General features: G+C 66.7%; 15 protein-coding genes. 6 read left to right on the top strand and 9 right to left on the bottom strand.

Annotation, left to right across the window (positions count from 1 at the left end; genetic code table 11):
• Positions 1-78 precede the first annotated feature (78 nt).
• Positions 79-1,092, top strand: coding sequence for an Rv2578c family radical SAM protein (locus A5724_RS30570; RefSeq protein WP_067811343.1), 1,014 nt, complete (start codon positions 79-81; stop codon positions 1,090-1,092).
• 19 nt (positions 1,093-1,111) lie between these two features.
• Here the strand turns inward: A5724_RS30570 and A5724_RS30565 are convergent, their stop codons facing one another.
• The 4 genes from A5724_RS30565 to A5724_RS30550 form a co-directional block, all read right to left on the bottom strand.
• On the bottom strand, positions 1,112-2,365 hold the full coding sequence (locus tag A5724_RS30565; protein WP_067811339.1) for an acyl-CoA dehydrogenase family protein: 1,254 nt from the start codon (positions 2,363-2,365) through the stop codon (positions 1,112-1,114).
• Complete coding sequence (locus A5724_RS30560; protein ID WP_067811335.1) at positions 2,362-3,495, bottom strand: acyl-CoA dehydrogenase family protein; 1,134 nt, start codon at positions 3,493-3,495, stop codon at positions 2,362-2,364. The genes A5724_RS30565 and A5724_RS30560 overlap by 4 nt, the downstream gene beginning before the upstream one ends.
• A 9-nt stretch (positions 3,496-3,504) precedes the next feature.
• Complete coding sequence (locus A5724_RS30555) at positions 3,505-4,728, bottom strand: amidohydrolase family protein (RefSeq protein WP_067811331.1); 1,224 nt, start codon at positions 4,726-4,728, stop codon at positions 3,505-3,507.
• A 99-nt stretch (positions 4,729-4,827) separates the two neighbouring features.
• Positions 4,828-5,463, bottom strand: coding sequence for a TetR/AcrR family transcriptional regulator (locus tag A5724_RS30550; protein WP_067811328.1), 636 nt, complete (start codon positions 5,461-5,463; stop codon positions 4,828-4,830).
• A 48-nt stretch (positions 5,464-5,511) separates the two neighbouring features.
• Between A5724_RS30550 and A5724_RS30545 the strand changes: the two genes are divergently transcribed.
• Positions 5,512-6,393 (top strand): acyl-CoA thioesterase II, encoded by an 882-nt coding sequence (locus A5724_RS30545; RefSeq protein WP_067811324.1) that lies wholly within the window; start codon positions 5,512-5,514, stop codon positions 6,391-6,393.
• On the opposite strand, the gene A5724_RS30540 is transcribed toward A5724_RS30545, so the two are convergent.
• Entirely contained in the window at positions 6,390-6,944 is a 555-nt protein-coding gene (locus A5724_RS30540; protein WP_067811320.1) for a DinB family protein, read from the bottom strand. The two genes, A5724_RS30545 and A5724_RS30540, sit on opposite strands and share 4 nt — an antisense overlap.
• A 151-nt stretch (positions 6,945-7,095) precedes the next feature.
• On the opposite strand from A5724_RS30540, the gene A5724_RS30535 reads away from it, so the two are divergent.
• Both A5724_RS30535 and A5724_RS30530 read left to right on the top strand, forming a co-directional pair.
• Positions 7,096-7,335: a hypothetical protein gene (locus A5724_RS30535; RefSeq protein ID WP_067811316.1), complete on the top strand. Its 240-nt coding sequence runs from the start codon at positions 7,096-7,098 to the stop codon at positions 7,333-7,335.
• Between the two features lie 151 nt (positions 7,336-7,486).
• Positions 7,487-8,065 carry a hypothetical protein gene (locus A5724_RS30530; protein ID WP_067811313.1) on the top strand — a complete coding sequence of 193 codons (579 nt, stop codon included), beginning with the start codon at positions 7,487-7,489 and terminating at the stop codon, positions 8,063-8,065.
• Here the strand turns inward: A5724_RS30530 and A5724_RS30525 are convergent.
• The gene (locus A5724_RS30525) at positions 8,040-9,674 is read right to left on the bottom strand and encodes a DUF885 domain-containing protein (protein WP_067811310.1); all 1,635 of its coding nucleotides are present in this window, start codon (positions 9,672-9,674) and stop codon (positions 8,040-8,042) included. The two genes, A5724_RS30530 and A5724_RS30525, sit on opposite strands and share 26 nt — an antisense overlap.
• The gene (locus A5724_RS30520; protein ID WP_067811306.1) at positions 9,667-10,554 is read right to left on the bottom strand and encodes a neutral zinc metallopeptidase; all 888 of its coding nucleotides are present in this window, start codon (positions 10,552-10,554) and stop codon (positions 9,667-9,669) included. The genes A5724_RS30525 and A5724_RS30520 overlap by 8 nt, the downstream gene beginning before the upstream one ends.
• Positions 10,555-10,615: 61 nt before the next feature.
• Between A5724_RS30520 and A5724_RS30515 the strand changes: the two genes are divergently transcribed.
• Positions 10,616-12,115: a carboxylesterase/lipase family protein gene (locus tag A5724_RS30515; RefSeq protein WP_067811397.1), complete on the top strand. Its 1,500-nt coding sequence runs from the start codon at positions 10,616-10,618 to the stop codon at positions 12,113-12,115.
• A gap of 85 nt (positions 12,116-12,200) precedes the next feature.
• Here A5724_RS30515 and A5724_RS30510 read toward each other — a convergent pair whose 3' ends face one another.
• Positions 12,201-13,088 carry an oxidoreductase gene (locus A5724_RS30510; protein WP_067811302.1) on the bottom strand — a complete coding sequence of 296 codons (888 nt, stop codon included), beginning with the start codon at positions 13,086-13,088 and terminating at the stop codon, positions 12,201-12,203.
• Between the two features lie 66 nt (positions 13,089-13,154).
• On the opposite strand from A5724_RS30510, the gene aspS reads away from it, so the two are divergent.
• On the top strand, positions 13,155-14,951 hold the full coding sequence (aspS, locus tag A5724_RS30505) for an aspartate--tRNA ligase (RefSeq protein ID WP_067811298.1): 1,797 nt from the start codon (positions 13,155-13,157) through the stop codon (positions 14,949-14,951).
• Here aspS and A5724_RS30500 read toward each other — a convergent pair.
• Positions 14,948-17,539 (bottom strand): alpha/beta hydrolase fold domain-containing protein, encoded by a 2,592-nt coding sequence (locus A5724_RS30500; RefSeq protein ID WP_067811294.1) that lies wholly within the window; start codon positions 17,537-17,539, stop codon positions 14,948-14,950. The two genes, aspS and A5724_RS30500, sit on opposite strands and share 4 nt — an antisense overlap.
• Positions 17,540-17,713: the final 174 nt, after the last annotated feature.

The raw sequence follows: 17,713 nt of genomic DNA, 5'->3' as shown, positions 1-17,713 counted from the left end.
ACCAAGCACTGGAAGACCGCACCCCCAAGCAGGCCTACCTCGACAGCACGAACCTGCCAACTTCTTGACTCAAGACAGGTGCGGTGGGATCGGCAGGGCATCAGCGTCGACGACGGCGCCTTGCCCGGCTTGCAACGCATCGGCTTCGTGCGCAGCGTTCGCAGCCCGCAGTTCGAGGGCATGACGTTTCACGAGATTCTCTGCAAAAGCGCGCTGAACAAGGTGCCCGCAGCGTCGATGTTGCCATTTCGGTACACCGTGAACGGCTACCGCGGTTGTTCGCACGCCTGCCGGTACTGCTTTGCGCGGCCCACCCACGAGTACCTCGATCTCGACTGCGGCACCGATTTCGACACCCAGGTAGTGGTGAAGACCAACGTCGCCGAGGTGCTGCGGCGCGAACTGCACCGCCGGACGTGGCAACGCGAAACCGTCGCGCTCGGCACCAACACCGACCCTTATCAACGCGCAGAGGGTCGCTACGCGCTGATGCCGGGCATCATCGGTGCACTCGCGGAGTCCGGCACACCGTTCTCCATCCTGACGAAGGGCACGCTGCTGCGTCGCGATCTGCCGTTGATCACCCAAGCCGCGGATGCCGTCGAGGTCAGCGTCGCGGTGTCGCTGGCGATCGGGGATCCCGAGTTGCACAAGGACGTCGAGCCCGGAACACCCACGCCGCAAGCAAGATTGGGGTTGATCTCCGCCATCCGCGAAGCGGGGCTGGGGTGTCACGTGATGGTCGCGCCGGTGCTGCCGCGGTTGACCGATTCGGCCGAGCACCTCGACGGGCTATTACGCCAGATCGCGGAGGCGGGGGCCACGGGTGTGACGGTGTTCGGTCTGCATCTGCGCGGTTCGACGCGCGGCTGGTTCATGGCGTGGTTGGCGAAATCGCATCCCGAACTCGTGCGCGAGTACCGCGAGTTGTACAGGCGCGGAGCGTATCTGCCGGCCGACTACCGGAAGATGCTGCACGACCGGGCGGCGCCGCTGGTGGCCAGGTACGGGCTGGCCCCGGACAAGCGGTCGTTCCGCGCGGCGCAGGCGCCGCCACCGCCCGCCGAGGTCCTGCAACCGACACTTTTCTAGCGGCTCGCGAGGGAATTGTTCAGGTCTTGTTGCGCTTCACCTGGTTGAACGGCACACCGCGGTCGGCGGCGTATTCGCGGGGGAAGCCCAAAATGCGTTCGCCGATGATGTTTTTCGCGATCTCGGTGGTGCCGCCGCCGAGCGCACTCGCCTGCCTTGACAGGTACCGGTCGCCGTAGCGGATCAGGTCGTCGCCGCCGTCGACCACGCCGGCGCTGCCGGTGATGGCCAGCACGGTGTCGATCTCGAGGTGGTGAATCTCGGCGTGCGTGACGCGGATGATCGAACCCGCTGCAGGTGGCAGCGAACCGTCGAGGACGCCGTGGTACACGTGGTCGATCAACTGGTCGCGCACCGCCCGGTGCACCAGCGCCCGGCCCGCGAGGGCTCGGAGTCGTTCGTTGTCCGCCTGCCCCAACGTCGCCAGCAGTGACACGTAGTCGATCGGCACATCCGACTTGCCTTCTGCGCCAATGCCGCTGGCGAACTCGGAGCCGCCGCCTACTGCGCGTCGCTCGTGGTAGAGCTGCCGCGACGCGACCTGCCAGCCTTGGTTGACCTCGCCGACAACGGCGTCGTCGCCGAGTTCGAGGTTGTCGAAGAACTCCTCGCAGAATTCGACCGATCCGTTCACCTGCTTGATCCGCCGCAGGGTGATGCCGGGGCTGTTGATCGGCACCAGGAACATCGTCAGGCCCTCGTGCTTGGGCACGTCCCAGTTGGTGCGGGCCAACATCAACCCGTAGTCGGCGGCGAAAGCGCTTGTGCTCCAGGTCTTGGCGCCGTTGATCACCCATTTGTCGCCGACCCGGTCGGCGCGGGTGATGACTCCCGCAAGGTCCGATCCGCCGCTCGGTTCCGAGAGCAACTGGACCAGTACCTCTTCGCCACGCAGGACCGCGGAGATGTGCTTGCGTTTCTGCTCTTCGGAGCCGGTGTCAAGGATCGTCGCCGCGCAGATGGTGAATGTCGGGGTGTTGAGGATCACCGGCATCTCGTAGTTTCGGGACTCGTTGTCGAACGCCTTTTGGTAGGCGATCGGGAGGCCCAGCCCGCCGTACTCGCGGGGGAAACAGATTCCGGCAAATCCACCGGCGTACAGCTTCTTCTGCAGCTCACGGGCGCGCCGCCACGGTTCCTCTTCACCGCGGTCGTGTTCGGGCGGGTTGGCCGGGTCGATGCGCGGCATGTTGTCGGCCAGCCACGCTCGGGCGCGGGCGGCGAACTCGTCGACCGATTCCGTTTGGGGCGGAGCAGAAGCGGTTTCGGTCATGACGCGGCCTCCAGTTCGGTGAGACGGTAGACCCGCAGATTGTGTTCCTCCGGTGTGCCGAACATCGAGCGGTACAGCGTGGCCCGGCGCAGGAAGAGGTGCAGGTCGTGTTCCCACGTCACCCCGATGCCGCCGTGCAACTGCACGCAGTCCTGCAGCATGCCAGGAGCGTGTTCGCCCACATAGGATTTCGCCACACTGACCACCAAATCAGCACCGGGCGAACGGGAAGCGACCGCCGTGACCGCGGCATTGGTGGTGGCGCGGCAGGACTCGAACCAGATCTTGAGGTCTGCGTACTTGTGCTTGAGCGCCTGGTAGGAGCCGATCGGGCGGCCGAACGAATGTCGGTCGAATCCCCACTGGATGGTGAAGGCCAGCACGGTGTCGAGAATGCCGACCACCTCGGCGCACTGCAGCACCTGCGCGATCTGGCTTTGCCGCGCGATGATGCCGGGCGTCTGCTCAACGGTGCCGACCACCGCGGACTCGTCGACCTCGACGCCGTCGAAGTGCACGCGGGCATAGCTTTTGACCATGTCGATCGAGCGTTGCCGCTCAACGCGCACCCCGGCCGCGTCCGTCGGAACCAGGAACTGACGCACCGCGCCGTCGCATTGCGCGACGAGCATCAGCACCGCGCTTTGAGGTCCCGCCTCGACGCGATCCTTGACACCCTCGATCCGGTAACCGTTTCCGATTTTGGTCGCCGTGGTCTGCGCGTCCAGCGGAGCCCACGGCTTGCCAGGCTCGTACACCGCCCACGAGCCGACGACCTCCCCCGACACGAGCGATTCGATCGTGTCCGTGTGGTTTTCGGGTGCCTCGGCGAGGGCGGCCAGCACGGTGCTGACCGGGTGCAGCGGCCCAGGGGCGACGGTCCTGCCTGCCAACTCGGCGACGAGCGCCAGATCGGCGACTCCGTCCCCGGATACGCTGCCACCGCCGAGATCCTCGGGCACCAGCAGACTGGTCCAGCCGAGTTCGGCGGCGCGTCGCCACCAGTCGGCGTCGAAGGCAACGCCCGCCGCGTGCAGTTCACGCAGGCGGCTCAGCGAGGCTTCCTTCTCCAGAAACGACTGGGTCGTCGAGGCGAACAGCAGCCGTTCCGGATTTGCGTCGTCGGTCATGTGATCCGTTCAGGCGGGAATGACGAGAGGCGGCACGTCGGGGTTGTGGACGATCTTGTTCTCGACCTTGAAGAGGTCGATCATGTTCCCGCCCATGACCTTTCGCTGGCCTTCCGCGTCGAGGTCCTGTAGGTCATCGACCAGATGCGTCGGTTCGGCCAAGCCTTCGGGATGCGGCCAGTCCGATCCGAAGATGATGCGGTCGATCCCGCACAACTGGGCCATCTTGGCGAAGTCGTCCTCCCAGAACGGCGCGACGTAGACGCCGCGCTTGAAGGCCTGCACGGGATCCTCGGGGAACGCCTGCGGCATCCTCTTGTAGGTGTTCTCGAATTGCTTGAACAGGTAGGGCACCCAGTCGGCGCCGTTCTCGATAGACAGGATCCGCAGGTCGGGGTTGCGGGTCAGCGCGCCGTGGCACACCAGCGCCGCCATCGAGTCCTCGATCGGCCGCTTGCCCATCGCGACCATCCGGAACGCGGTCGGTTTGAACGGCAGGAACTCGTCGGCAGGCTCCCAGTCGTTCAGGTACTCGGCGTATCCGGAGTCCGACGCGTGCATCGACACCGGGATGCCTGCCTTGACGCAGGCATCCCAGAACGGGTCGAACTCCTCAGTACCGAACGACCGGGTGCCACGCATTCCTGGCACCGGCGCGGGGCGGACGAGCACCGTCTTGGCGCCGCGCTCCAGGCACCATTCGAGTTCCTCCAGGGCGCGGTCGACGATGGGCAGCGTGATGACGGGCGTGGAGAAGATCCGGTTCTCGTAGTTGAATTGCCATGTCTCGTACATCCATTCGTTGAGCGCGTGGATGACGTCGTGGATCAGCTCAGGGTCGTCCTTCATCCGCTCCTCGACCAGGCTGGCCAGGGTCGGGAACATCAGCGAATAGTCGAGACCCAGTCCGTCCATCACCTCCAGGCGCGCCGCGGGTTCGCGGAACGCCGGGATCGCCTTCATCGGCTTGCCCATCACCTCGCGGAAGCTCTTGCCACCGCTGCCGTGCCGGAAGTACTCCTCCTGTGCGCCCGGACGAGCAACGACCTCGAAAGTGGGGTTCGGGATGTAGTCGCTGACCTGATTGCGGACCATGATCTTGGTCCGGCCACGCACCTCGATGTAGTCGATGACGTTCTTGCGGTGGTCCGGCAGGAACTTGGTCAGAGCTTCTTTCGGCTCGTAGAAGTGGTTGTCGGCGTCGAACACCGGATACGGAAGCTTGCGGGCCATTTCCGCCTCCTGGAAGTCTCGTTTTGCTCTGGTGGTAATGACATTACCACGCGTGGACCAGCGAAAACATCACCCCGAGGCGAAGTAATATCGCGCAGGTCAGCGGAGGTCGGCCTGGCCGTGCAGGCCGCCGATGCAGAACTGGTAGATGTGGTCGGCGGTGATCGGGACGCCGTTGAGTTCGGCGCCGAGCACCTGCAATCGCATCGCGCCGAGCGCCGATTGCATGATCAGTGCGGCGGTGGCGTCGATATCGATTCCGCTGGGGAAGACACCGTCGGCGATACCGCGGGTGATGATGTCCTTGATCAGGTCGTGCAACGGCGACAGCACGCGCGCGTACTCGCCGGGCAGGGTTTCGGCAAGGCGATCGTTGTAAGAGGTCAGTCCGCGGTTGACCCTGTCCTGGGTGGTCGACTCGGCGGGTGTGCAGATGCCGTCGATGAGTACCCGCAGCGCCGCGGCCGCCTTCAACCCCGCGGTGTCCTCGCGCCACTTCCGCGTCGACTCGGACATGATCTTGTCGATCAACGCCAGCAGCAACTCGTCCTTGGTCGAAAAGTGTTGGTAGAAGGACCGTAGCGAGGTCTTTGACCGCTCGACCACCTCGAGCACCGTGAAGTCGGTGCGGCCGGTCTCGCCGAGAATCGCCAGCGCCGACTTCATGAAGCGGCGTTCCCGGGGTTCGGTGTCGACGCCGGCGGCGTCGGGAGTCCGTCCGCTCGACTTCGCCATGGTAATGACGTTACCGCTTTTGCAGAAGCTCGGTTACTGTTCGGTGCCATGACGACAGACTCTGCGCAGACGTGGACCGTTGCCGGACTTCTCGACCTGTTCGACGTCCGGCAGGACGGGGAGAACCGGTTCCTCGCCGCGACAGGGCCCGCCGGTGAGGACGAGCGCCAGGTAGTGGAGGGCACGCAGGTGCTCGCTCAGGCGATCGTCGCGGTAGCCAAACGGTTTGCGGACAAGTCAGTGCGTTCGGTGTCTGCGGTGTTCGCCCGCGCCGTGATGGTCGGGGCGGGGCCGGTCGAGTTGGAGATCGACGTGGTCAGCGAAGGCCGGTCGACTGCGACGGCGATCGTCGCCGCCAAGCAGAACGGCAAGCGGTGCATCACGGCGACGGTGCTGGCCGACGTGCCGACCGCAGACGTCATCCGTCACCATCTGCCGCGCCCCGACGTCGCGGGACCCGATGACGCGAACGTGTCGCCGATGCCGATGGACGGCAGGCAGTTGCGCCTGGTCGACATCGTCGATGTGAATAGTCCCGACGAGGTGGGGCCACCCGAACTGTACGCGTGGCTGCACTACGACCCGATCCCGGCGCGCGACGAGCTCGCAAAGGCGCTGATCGCGTATTTCACTGGCCACCTTGGGATTTCGACGACCATGCGGGCGCATGAGGGTATTGGCACCGCCCAGGCGCATCTGACCGTGTCGACGGCGCCGATGACGGTGACGGTGAGTTTCCACGAACCGGTCCGCTGGGATGGCTGGATTCTCTACAGCCACGAGAGCACACAGGTCGGTGCCGGCATGTCCTATGTGCGCGGCGCGGTGCACACCGAGGAGGGCGAGTTGATCGCCTCCTTCACGCAGGACGCGTTGATCCGCCCACTGCGCACCACCGACACCGCGATCAAGGAACAGTCCCGCCTCTAGCCACTCTCCCGCGGGGGAGGGTCAGCCCTGTCGACGTCGTGGGCGTGGTGAACGATGTCGTGCAGGTGGTAGACGGAGATGGTTGCGACGGTGAATTCGCTTCCGTTGCTGCGCAATCCGCGCCGTGACCACGCGTCGGCGGGCACGTTGGCGTAGGTGTCGGCGACCACGCCCGCGGCGTCGAACAACTCGTTTGCGACGGTGGCCGGGTCCTGCGACGCGTAGTCGTCGGCGATCGCCGTCGCATCCTGATCCCAGTTCGGAAACTGTGGCTCATCCTGGGTGAGCATCAACCGGACTCGATGATCGAAGATGCGGTGCACATCGCGGACGTGGCAGGCGTACTCCAGCGTGGACCACACGGCGGGCTGCCTGCGCTGCGCGGCGTCGGGTTCGCCGAGGCGTCGCAGCCAGTCGGTCGCGTCGGCGCGGATTCGGTCGGCGACCTGCGAGTGGTGCACCGCGGCAGGATCAAAGCCGCACTCCGGGCACGGGTGTGTCAACACCCAGGTCCAGTCCTTGGTGTCGGGTTCGATGGGTTCGGTGGTCACGCCACAAGTGTGGCAGCCGCGTTGCGCCCTACGCGATCGGTACGCTTGACCCACGCCAGGCCTGACGATTGAGGTCCCGTTGACGCGCACAGTCGGACTACGCCTGCTCTTCGCAGGGACCGTCGTGTTGTTCGCGCTCTAGTTGTTCCTGATGACCACCAAGACCGAACCGTATCCGGCGTTGACGATGCCCGCCTTCACCGGTCATCCAATGCAGGGCGATGTCGTCGTCGTCGAAAAGCCGGAAATTCGTGGGCAGTTCAGCGGCGGACAGACCGAGGCCGTCGCCTACGACCAATTGCTTCCGACGACACCGCTGGACACGTTGCCGATCTTCAAGAACGCTTTCGCGTTCTATCAGTTCGCGATCGACGACCAGACGCTGACCTGACTGCAGGACACCATCGCCCGACGATTCCCCGACAGAACACCGACCGGCGTTGACATCGTGTGGCGCAAGGCCGCTCACCACCTCACAAACCCCGGCGACGTCACCTACTCCACCGTGCGCGCACCGTCCACCTCGACTTCGGGCGTGGCCGGTGAGGTTCGACCGATGGGTCCAGCGCGGCCCGCTCACCGCGGTTGACCTCGGGCTGTACCGGATCATCTTCGCGGTCGCGACACTTTTCACGGTGCCCGACGTGCAATGGGTCGGCAACTATCCCGACTCACTCATCGACGCGCCTGCGGGACCTTTCGAACTGCTGTCGGGCGTCCCGGCACCGGCCGTGCTGGTCGCGCTGGAGCTGCTGCGGTCAGTAGCTCTTGCCGTGCTCGCCGTTGGGTTTTGGACTCTGTGGGCGTCGCTGGCCGTGGTGCTGTTTCATCTCGGCGTGTACCTCGCGATGGGCATCGACTTCTCGTTCAACGTGGTCGTCTACGGTGCATTCGTGTCCTGGTCGGCGCTGTGGCGGCCGCTACGCGCACCCCAACACTCGGCGGTGGCGTTCGCATTGGTCGCCGCTGCGATCGGCGGTGCCGCCTGGTTCGTCACATCGACGACGCCCGCGGTGGTCGCCGGGTGTGGCGTCGTGATCGTATTCGTCGGCGCCGCAATCGGTATCGGCTATCTGGTTCGCCAGGTCACGCTGGTCAGCCGTCGAGCAGTGCGGACCTGAGCACGTCCAGCGGCAACCCGCCGAGATCCAGCGCCCGGTTGTGGAACTCCCGCAGCGGCAGGTGAGGTGCGACGATCTCATCGCGTAACTGCTGCCAGATGCGTTGTCCGATCGCATACGACGGCGCCTGGCCCGGCCAACCCAGATAGCGGTCCAACTCGAAACGCAGATTTTCCTCGGCCATCGCACTGTGCGATTGCAGGAACACCCACGCCCGTTCGGCGTCCCACCGGCCGCCATCCGGTGCAGTGAGTCCGCAGTGCACGCCGATGTCGAGCACCACGCGCGCGGCCCGGAAGCGTTGCGCGTCCAGCATTCCCATCCGGTTTCCGGCGTCGTCGAGCCAGCCGAGTTCGGCCATCAACCGCTCTGCGTACAGCGCCCATCCCTCGCCGTGACCCGACACCCAGCAGCCCAGCCTGCGCCACCGATTCAAACGGTCGGCAGACGCGACCGCGCGGCCGACTTGCAGATGGTGGCCGGGCACGCCTTCATGGAACACCGTGGTGGTTTCCTGCCAGGTGCGGAAGGTGTCGACACCCGGCGGCACCGACCACCACATCCGTCCTGGTCGGCTCAGGTCCTCCGACGGCCCGGTGTAGTAAATGCCGCCGGTGTGCGTGGGGGCGATCCGGCACTCCAGTGTCCGCAACGCAGGCTCGATGTCGAAGTGTGTCTTGGCCAGCGATTCCACCGCACGGTCGGAAAGATCCTGCATCCACGCCTGCAGTGCATCGGTGCCATGCACCAGGTAGCGAGGTTCGTCGTCGAGTCGCCGCAACACGTCGCTGACCGACGCCCCTGGGTACAGTCGGTCGGCGATCGATTCCTGCTCGGCGACAATGCTTTCCAGCAGCCGAAGGCCCCACTCGTAGGTCTCGTCGAGGTCGACCGACGTACCCAGGAACTGCCGCGACAGCAGTTCGTACACCTCACGGCCGAACGCATCTTCCTGTCGTGCGTTGGGGGCGATCTCGTCGCGCAGTACGGTCGCGAGCCCGGCGTACGCGTCGGCGGCAGCGGACGCGTGCTGCTGCAATTGCGCGTGCAGCACGGCGTTGCCCGGCGCCGCGTCGGCCACCATCTCGACGAACAACTGCTGGATCTGGGCTGCCTGCTGGGTGCCGCGTGCGACCTGGCGGGCTGCGGGCGCCCGCCCGCCTGCCACCGCCGCGCGCAGGGCGTCGGCGTAACCGGCCACCCGGGTGGGCACTTTCGACATCCGCTTGCCGATCAACGCCCAGTCGTCGTCGGTGTCGGTGGCCATCAGGTCGAACACGTCGCGCATCGACTGCAGCGGCGACGCGATCACGTTGAGTTCGCCGACGTCCAACCATGCGTCGTGCAGTTCGATCTGAAGGCCGAGTCGCTCCCGCATCGCGGCGATCGTCACCCAGTCGACGTCGTCGGCGGCGGTCACGACGTCGAGTTCGCGCAGCGTCGCGCGCGCCGCCTCGACCCGGGCCGCGACACCGTCGGGGGAGTAGTCCGTGATCTCGTCGTCGTGGCCGAGGATGCCCATTTCCGTTGCCGCGCAGGGATCCAACGTCGCGAACGTATCGAGGTAGCGTTCGGCGACGGCATCGACGGCCGTTGGCGGCCTAGCCAAGGTCGTTCGTCGCGAAGGTGTCGCACTTGTTGGGGTCGCCGGTCTGGTAGCCGACGGTGAACCACTTCTGCCGCTGCGCCGATGACCCGTGCGTCCACGATTCCGGGTTGACCCGGCCGGTGGCCTGCTTCTGAATCCGGTCGTCACCCACCGATGACGCCGCCGACAACGCGTCGGCAATGTCCTTGTCGCTCAACGGCTCAAGGTATGGCACGCCGGTGCTCTCCTGTTTCGTGATCGCGGCGTAGTGCGCCCACACACCGGCGTAGCAGTCCGCCTGGAGCTCGGTGCGGACCCCCGCGCCGGTGGCACCCTCCGGATCACGTTGTGAGCGGCCCAGCACGCCCTGCAGATTCTGCACATGGTGACCATACTCGTGCGCCACCACGTACTCCTGAGCGAGTGGACCACCGCTGGAACCGAATTGGTCGACGAGCACCTGGAAGAAGTCGGTATCGAAATAGGCGGTTCGGTCCACCGGACAGTAGAACGGGCCGACGGAGGTGTCGGCGGGGCCGCAGCCGGTCTGCACCGAGCCGTGGAACAGTACGGTGTGCGGCGGGGTATAGCCGCGAAGCAGTTGCTGCCACACGCCGTCGACGGAGTTCGTGGTCGCGGCCACCCGGCATTCCACGTACTTGTTCGCGTCTGCTCCGGTCTTGCAGTGGGTCAGGTCGTAGCCCGGCGCATCGACACCGCCGGTGTCGATCTGCTGTTGTTGGGGCACGACCGAACTGGGGTCGACCCCGAGAAACAGCGCGAGCACCACGATGATCAAGCCACCCAGCCCGCCGCCGATCGCAATGCCGCGGCCGGGACCGCGGCCGCCGCCGGTGGAGATGTTGCTCGTGTCGATCTGCATACCCTCGTTGAAGGTCATCGCACCGCTCCGTCTCCTTGTCCACCGGGGTCTGCTCAGCTTCGCACACTACGATTTGGGCGTGGCAGTCCTTGCCGGACATTCGACCATCGCGCACACCGGCCTTGGAGATCTGCGCGGCACGACCGAGGCCGGGGTGGACGTCTGGCGCGGCGTGCCGTATGCGGAGCAGCCGGTCGGCGAACGTCGTTTTCTGGCGCCCGCGCCGCTGCAGCCGTGGACCGGTGTGCGCGACGCGGTCGAACACGGACCGCTGCCACCGCAGAGCAAGTCGTTCGTCGGCGGCGGTCGCGACGATCCGAAGGTGCGTGACGAGGCCTGTCTGACACTGCAAGTCTGGTCGCCCGACACAGGCGGATCGCTACCGGTGATGGTGTGGATCCCTGGCGGTGCATTCGTGTACGGCGCCGGACAGTTCCAGCTTTACAACGGGTCACGATTGGCCGCCAACGGGAACGTCGTCGTCGTCAACATCACTTACCGGATCGGGGTCTTCGGCGGCTTCGAACTGTCCGACCTCGGCGACGGGTTCGACGACAACCTCGCGCTGCGCGACCAGATCGCCGCCCTGCAATGGATTCGGGACAACATCGCGGCCTTCGGCGGCGACCCCGACCGGGTGACGGTGTTCGGCGAATCCGCGGGCGCCACGTCGGTGCTCGCGCTGCTGGCCAGCCCGGCGGCCGACGGTCTGTTCCACCGCGCGATCGCTCAGAGTCCCGCGCTGCCGCTGATCGCCGACCGCGACCTGCGCGCGAGGCGGGCGCACGAATTCCTGAAGCGGCTGGGCGTGCGCCCGGCCGAAGTCAAGGCGCTGCCGCAGCGGCAACTGCGCCGCGCCGCGGGCCTGCTGCAGCTCAAGAGCGCGTCGACGACGCCGACGCTCGCTTACGGGTTGACCTATGGCGTCGATCTGCTGCCGAGGCATCCCGTCGACGCGGCGCGGGCGGGCACGCTGGCGCGGATGCCGCTGATCATCGGCACCAACAGCCATGAGGCGTCGATGTTCGCCTGGACCAAACCGCCGATGCTGCCCACCACGACCGCATCCATCGACGCCTACCTCGACCGCGTCGCACCGGATGCCAGAGAGCGCGTGCTCGCCGCGTATCCGGACTATCCGCGGCGGCGTGCGCTGGTCGCATTCGGGTCGGATTGCATGTTCGGCGGGCCGGCATGGGCGTTCGCCGACGCGTACAGCGCCCACGCGCCGACGCACATGTACCGGTTCGACCATTTCGGTTGGAGCCTGCGGGTTCTCGGCCTAGGCGCCACCCACGGCAGCGAGATCGTGCACATTCAGCACAGCTACGCGTCGTTCATCGGGCGCAAGCTGCATCCTTTGGGCCGGCGGCTGCAGCCACCGGTCGGCAGGCGCATGCAGCGTGCCTGGCTGGACTTCGCCGCGCAGACGTCCGGCCCGATTCATTGGTCCAGCGGGCACGACTGGCCGATCTACGACACCGCGCACCGCTACACCCGCATCATCGAGACCGCGCGCGACACCGTCGTCGAGGATCCCGACGCCGCACGCCGCAAGGCGTGGGCGGCCCTGTACTGATCCCGCGTGCGCCGAAACGGCATTCCAGCACGCCTCTTCTCGAACTTTCCGTGCCGGAATGCCGTTTCGGCGCAGAGGAAGTGAGCTAGCCGGGGCCGTCGCTGGCCGCCGCCAAGATCGGCACCAGCACTTCGCTGATCGGGGCCGCAATGCCGTACGCGGCGGCCTTGCGCAGCACGACGCCGTTGCGGATGTCCCATTCCAGCGCCCGATCCGCCTGGCGATCGGTCAGCATCGACGTGGTGATGTCGGGCGGCCCCTGCGCCAGCATGCCGACGATCTCGTCGATCACCCCCTCGTCGAGGTGGGCGCCGTCGGCCCGCGCCACGGCCAGGCATTCGGCCAGGTACCGGCGGCCCAGCGCGGCCACGTCGTCGCGGCGGAAGATGCCCGCGCGTCGCCCGGACAACACCATGAGGCCGACCACGGCGTTCACGAGCAGCTTGCGCCACGCGGCAGTGACGAAATCGGGGTCCAACTCGACCGTGACGCCCGCCCCGCGTAACAACTCCGCGAGCGTCGCCGCCGCGTCGGTGTCCGGCAGCACCAGCCGGGGCTGGTTGCGCACCCGCACCCAGCGCTGCGGTTGCACCTCCGACGACACCCAGACCGCCGCGGGCACCACCGTCGACGACGGACAGAACCGGCCGACCCGCTCGACCTGTTCGACGCCGTTCTGCAGGGCGCACACGATGGAGCGGTCGTCGCACAGCCGCGACAGCCAGCCGCCTGCCTGCTCGGTCTGGGTGTCCTTGACCGCGATGAATACCACGTCAACCGGCCCGTCGACGACAGCGGGATCCGTCTGCACCGGACCGGGCAGCACAATCGGGTCGCGGTCGTCGGGCCGCACCTCGATCGCGTCGCGCTCGGTGCGCCCGCACAGCAGGACGGAATGACCCGCGGCGTGCAGATATGCGCCCACGGTCGCGCCGATGGCGCCAGGTCCGATCAATGCAATGCTCGTGCCCACGGGGGCCAAGCTACGCCCCACTACACTGTGGCAGTCCTGTCGTCAGGCCTTTCCCAGGGAGTTTCTGTGCTGCGCACACATGCCGCCGGTTCGCTGCGGTCCACCGATGCCGGACAGCAGGTGACCCTCGCCGGCTGGGTGGCGCGTCGTCGAGACCACGGCGGCGTCATCTTCATCGACCTCCGTGACGCCTCAGGGGTGTCGCAGGTGGTGTTCCGCGAGGGCGACGTGCTGGCTGCGGCCCACCGACTGCGCGCCGAATTCTGCATCGCCGTCGACGGCGTCGTCGAGGTCCGCCCACAGGGCAACGAGAACCCTGAAATCCCCACCGGCGAGATCGAGATCAACGCGACGACACTGACCGTGCTGGGGGAGAGCGCGCCGCTGCCGTTCCAACTCGACGAGACCGCGGGCGAAGAGGCCAGGCTGAAATACCGCTACCTGGATCTGCGTCGCGACGGCCCCGGCGCGGCAATTCGCCTGCGCTCCAAGGCAAATGCCGTCGCGCGCGCAGTGCTGGCCGAACACGACTTCGTGGAGATCGAAACCCCGACGATGACGCGGTCGACGCCCGAGGGCGCACGCGACTTCCTGGTGCCTGCCCGCCTGCAGCCGGGCTCGTTCTACGCGCTGCCGCAGAGCCCGCAGCTGTTCAAGCAGCTGCTGATGGTCGCGGGCATGGAGCGCTACTACCAGATCGCCCGCTGCTACCGCGACGAGGACTTCCGCGCCGACCGCCAACCGGAATTCACCCAGCTCGACATGGAGCTCAGCTTCGTCGACACCGAGGACGTCATCGCGATCTCCGAGCAGATCATCAAGGCGCTGTGGGCACTGATCGGCTACGACGTGCCGACGCCGTTGCCTCGCATGACCTACGCCGACGCGATGCGGCGCTACGGCTCCGACAAGCCCGACCTGCGGTTCGCACTGGAACTCGTCGAGTGCACCGATTACTTCAAGGACACCGCGTTCCGCGTGTTCCAAGCGCCCTACGTCGGCGCGGTCGTGATGCCCGGTGGCGCCTCCCAGCCGCGCCGCACGTTGGACGGCTGGCAGGAGTTCGCCAAGCAGCGCGGGCACCGCGGGCTGGCCTACGTGCTGGTGGGCGATGACGGTGAACTCGGCGGCCCGGTGGCCAAAAACCTGTCCGACGCCGAGCGGGACGGGCTGGCGGCCCATGTCGGCGCCTCGCCGGGCGATTGCGTCTTCTTCTCGGCGGGCCCGGCCAAGTCGTCGCGGGCGCTGCTCGGCGCGGTGCGCATCGAGATCGCCAAGCGGCAGGAACTCATCGATCCCAACGCCTGGGCGTTCACCTGGGTCGTCGATCCGCCGCTGTTCGAACCCGCCGACGAGGCCACCGCGCACGGCGACGTGGCCGTGGGCTCGGGTGCGTGGACGGCGGTGCACCATGCGTTCACCGCCCCCAAGCCGGAGTTCTCCGACAGCATCGACACCGATCCCGGCGCGGTGCTGGCCGACGCCTATGACGTGGTGTGCAACGGCAACGAGATCGGCGGCGGCTCGATCCGTATCCATCGCCGCGACATCCAGGAGAAGGTGTTCGCGGTGATGGGTCTCGACAAGGCCGAGGCCGAGGAGAAGTTCGGATTCCTGTTGGAGGCGTTCACCTTTGGCGCGCCTCCGCACGGCGGCATCGCGTTCGGATGGGACCGCATCAACGCCCTGCTGTCCGGCATGGACTCGATTCGCGAGGTGATCGCGTTCCCGAAGTCCGGTGGCGGTGTCGACCCGCTGACCGGTGCGCCAGCACAGATCACGCCGCAGCAGCGCAAGGAATCCGGGATCGACGCCAGGAGCCGCAATGGCGGCGACATTGGGCCTGGGCCGGAAAAGGCCTAGGCGGGCTCGGGCGTCCGCGCCGCCACAAAGAACCGGCGCAGCGCGTCGGCAAGCTGGCCGCGTATCGGCGCACCCGAAAGCACGATGTCGACCATCGTCATCGAGGCGTGGGTGTGCCCCCTCGCGGCGATGTGTTCGGTCGGCACCCCCGCGGCGGTGAGGGCGGCGGCGTACGCCCGGCCGTCGTCGCGTAGCGGATCGAATTCGGCCGTCACGACGATCGCGGGCGGCAGTCCGGACAGATCAGTCGCGTGCAGCGGTGCGACGCGGGGATCGCCGCGGTCGGCCTCGTCGACATAGTGGTCGTAGAACCACGTCATCAACGGTGTCGTCAGACCGTAGCCGTCGGCGTTCTCGCGGTACGACGCGAGCGCGGTGCTGCCGCTCGTCACCGGCGTCAGCAAGGCTTGCCCGGCGAGGTGGGGCCCGTCGGTGTCGCGCGCGAGTTGGCAGACCACCGCGGCCAGTCCAGCGCCTGCGCTCCAACCCGCTACCGCCAGTTGGCCTTCCCGGCCGCCGAGGGATTCGGCGTTGTCCGCGGCCCATCGCAGCGCGGCCATCGCGTCGTCGACCGCGGCGGGGAATCGGTGCTCAGGTGCATGCCGGTAATCCGCCGAGATGACGACAGCGTCGCTGCGCACACACAGGTCGCGGCATAGCGGATCATCCGCAGTCGCATTGCCGATGACCCAACCGCCGCCGTGGAAGTACAGCACCACGGGGTGCGGGCCGGGTGTCGGTGGACGGTACAGCCGGTAGGCGAGTTCACCTGTGGCGCCAGGGAATTCACCGTCGACGATGTCGCCGATGTCCGGCCCCGGCGGCCGTTCGGCCTGCGTCTGCTGATAGAACGCGCGAGCGTCGGGCGCGGGCATCGACTCCATCAGCGGCAGATTCAGCGCCGCGATCTCCATCAGGACCATCTCGACGTCGGGCTGCAACCGGCGCACGACGCCGTCGTTGCACTGCGACCCCTTCGGGCCGGACAGCGTGAAGCCCAGATAGCCGCGGGCCACCACTTCGGCGCAACTGACGCCGTAGAAATCGACACCGGCGCAGTACGGCAGGAACACCCGCGGCTTACCGGGCACGTTGGCGCCCATGTACCAGGAGTTGGCGGTGGGGAAGAGGGTGATGTCGGCGCAGTCGTTGACGTGCTGCACCCACCCCGATTCGGCGGCCTCGGTAGGTTCGATGACGTCGAAGCCGTTGGACCTCAGATGGTCGATGCAGCCCACCACCCAGTCCACGTGTTGTTCGATCGACACGGTCATGTTCGACAGCACCGACGGGCTTCCCGGGCCGGTGATCATGAACATGTTGGGGAACCCGACAGTGGTCAACCCGAGATAGGTCCGCGGTCCGTTCGCCCATTTGTCCTTGAGCGCCAGTCCGTTACGGCCCGTGATGTCGACGGCGGTGAGGGCGCCGGTGACGGCGTCGAACCCGGTGGCGAACACGATGATGTCGACCGCGATGACCTCGTCGGCGGTCTCGACACCGGTTTCGGTGATCTGCCGGATCGGGTTCTTGCGGATGTTGACCAGGCGCACGTGCGGCAGGTTGTAGGTGGCGTAGTAGTCGGTGTCGAGGCATGGCCGCTTCGTCCCGACCGGATATTCCGTCGGGCACAGCTCTTGCGCGGTCTGTGGATCCTCGACGATGCTGCGGATCTTGTCGCGGAAGAACTCGGCGAATGCGTCGTTGGCCGCCGGATTGCTGAGCACGTCGGAGAATACGTTGATCGACTCGAACAGCAGGCCCAACTCCCAAACCCGCTCGTAGCGCTTTTGCCGGTCAGCCTCCGAGACGCTGAACGTTGGGGTGATGGCGCGCTCGATCGGGATGCCGCCCGGCGACAACCTCGCCGCGGCGCGGTATTCCGCCTCGTTCTCGATCTGCGCCAGCATCTCCTCGGTGACCGGTCCGTTGTGCGCCGGAATGCAAAACGTCGGGGTGCGCTGGAACACCACCACTTGCTGCGCATCCCTCGCGATGACCGGAATCGACTGCACGCCAGAGGAACCCGTGCCGATCACCGCCACTCGCTTGCCGGTGAAGTCGACAGGCTGGTGCGGCCAGTTGCTGGTGAAGTACACCTCGCCCGCGAATCGGTCCAAGCCGTCGATCTCGGCCGGTTTCGGCATGGACAGACAACCCGTGGCCATCACGACGAAACGCGCCGTGATCTCGTCGCCGGCGTCGGTGTGCACGTGCCACAACGCGGATTCCTCGTCCCAGCGCGCCTGCCGCACTCGGGTGGAGAACGTGATGCGGCGGCGCAGGTCGTGTTTGTCGGCGACGTGGTTCAGATAACGAAGGATCTCGGGTTGGGTGGCGTACTTCTCCGACCACTCCCAGCCGCTTCGCCAGTCGGGGTCGAAGGTGTACATGTAGTCGATGCTCGGTACGTCGACCCTGGCACCGGGATACCGGTTCCAGTACCACGTTCCGCCGAGGTCGTCGCCCGCTTCGAAGATCCGAAAAGACTGGCCGGTGCGGCCCAATCGGTAGGCAAGGTAGAGACCCGCGAGCCCCGCTCCCACGACGACGACGTTGACATCGGGTGTCCGAGCTGTATCGGTCATCCATCGATGATCTCGTCGCGGCGACCCGCTGTACTGAGTACGGCAATACTCGGTCGAAGAGAGTCGCCAATCGCCGGCGTTGAGCCCGGCGTGACCAGCACCGGCGCCATGTCGGGTCAGCCGCGGTTGGCCCCGCTGGCCTACTGCACCAACTGCGGCAAGACGCGACCTACC

Origin of the sequence: Mycobacterium sp. ACS1612 (assembly GCF_001667505.1) — a bacterium.
GTDB lineage: Bacteria > Actinomycetota > Actinomycetes > Mycobacteriales > Mycobacteriaceae > Mycobacterium.
The sequence above is the reverse complement of the archived record's forward strand: the minus strand, read 5'-3'. Positions and strand labels throughout refer to the sequence as shown.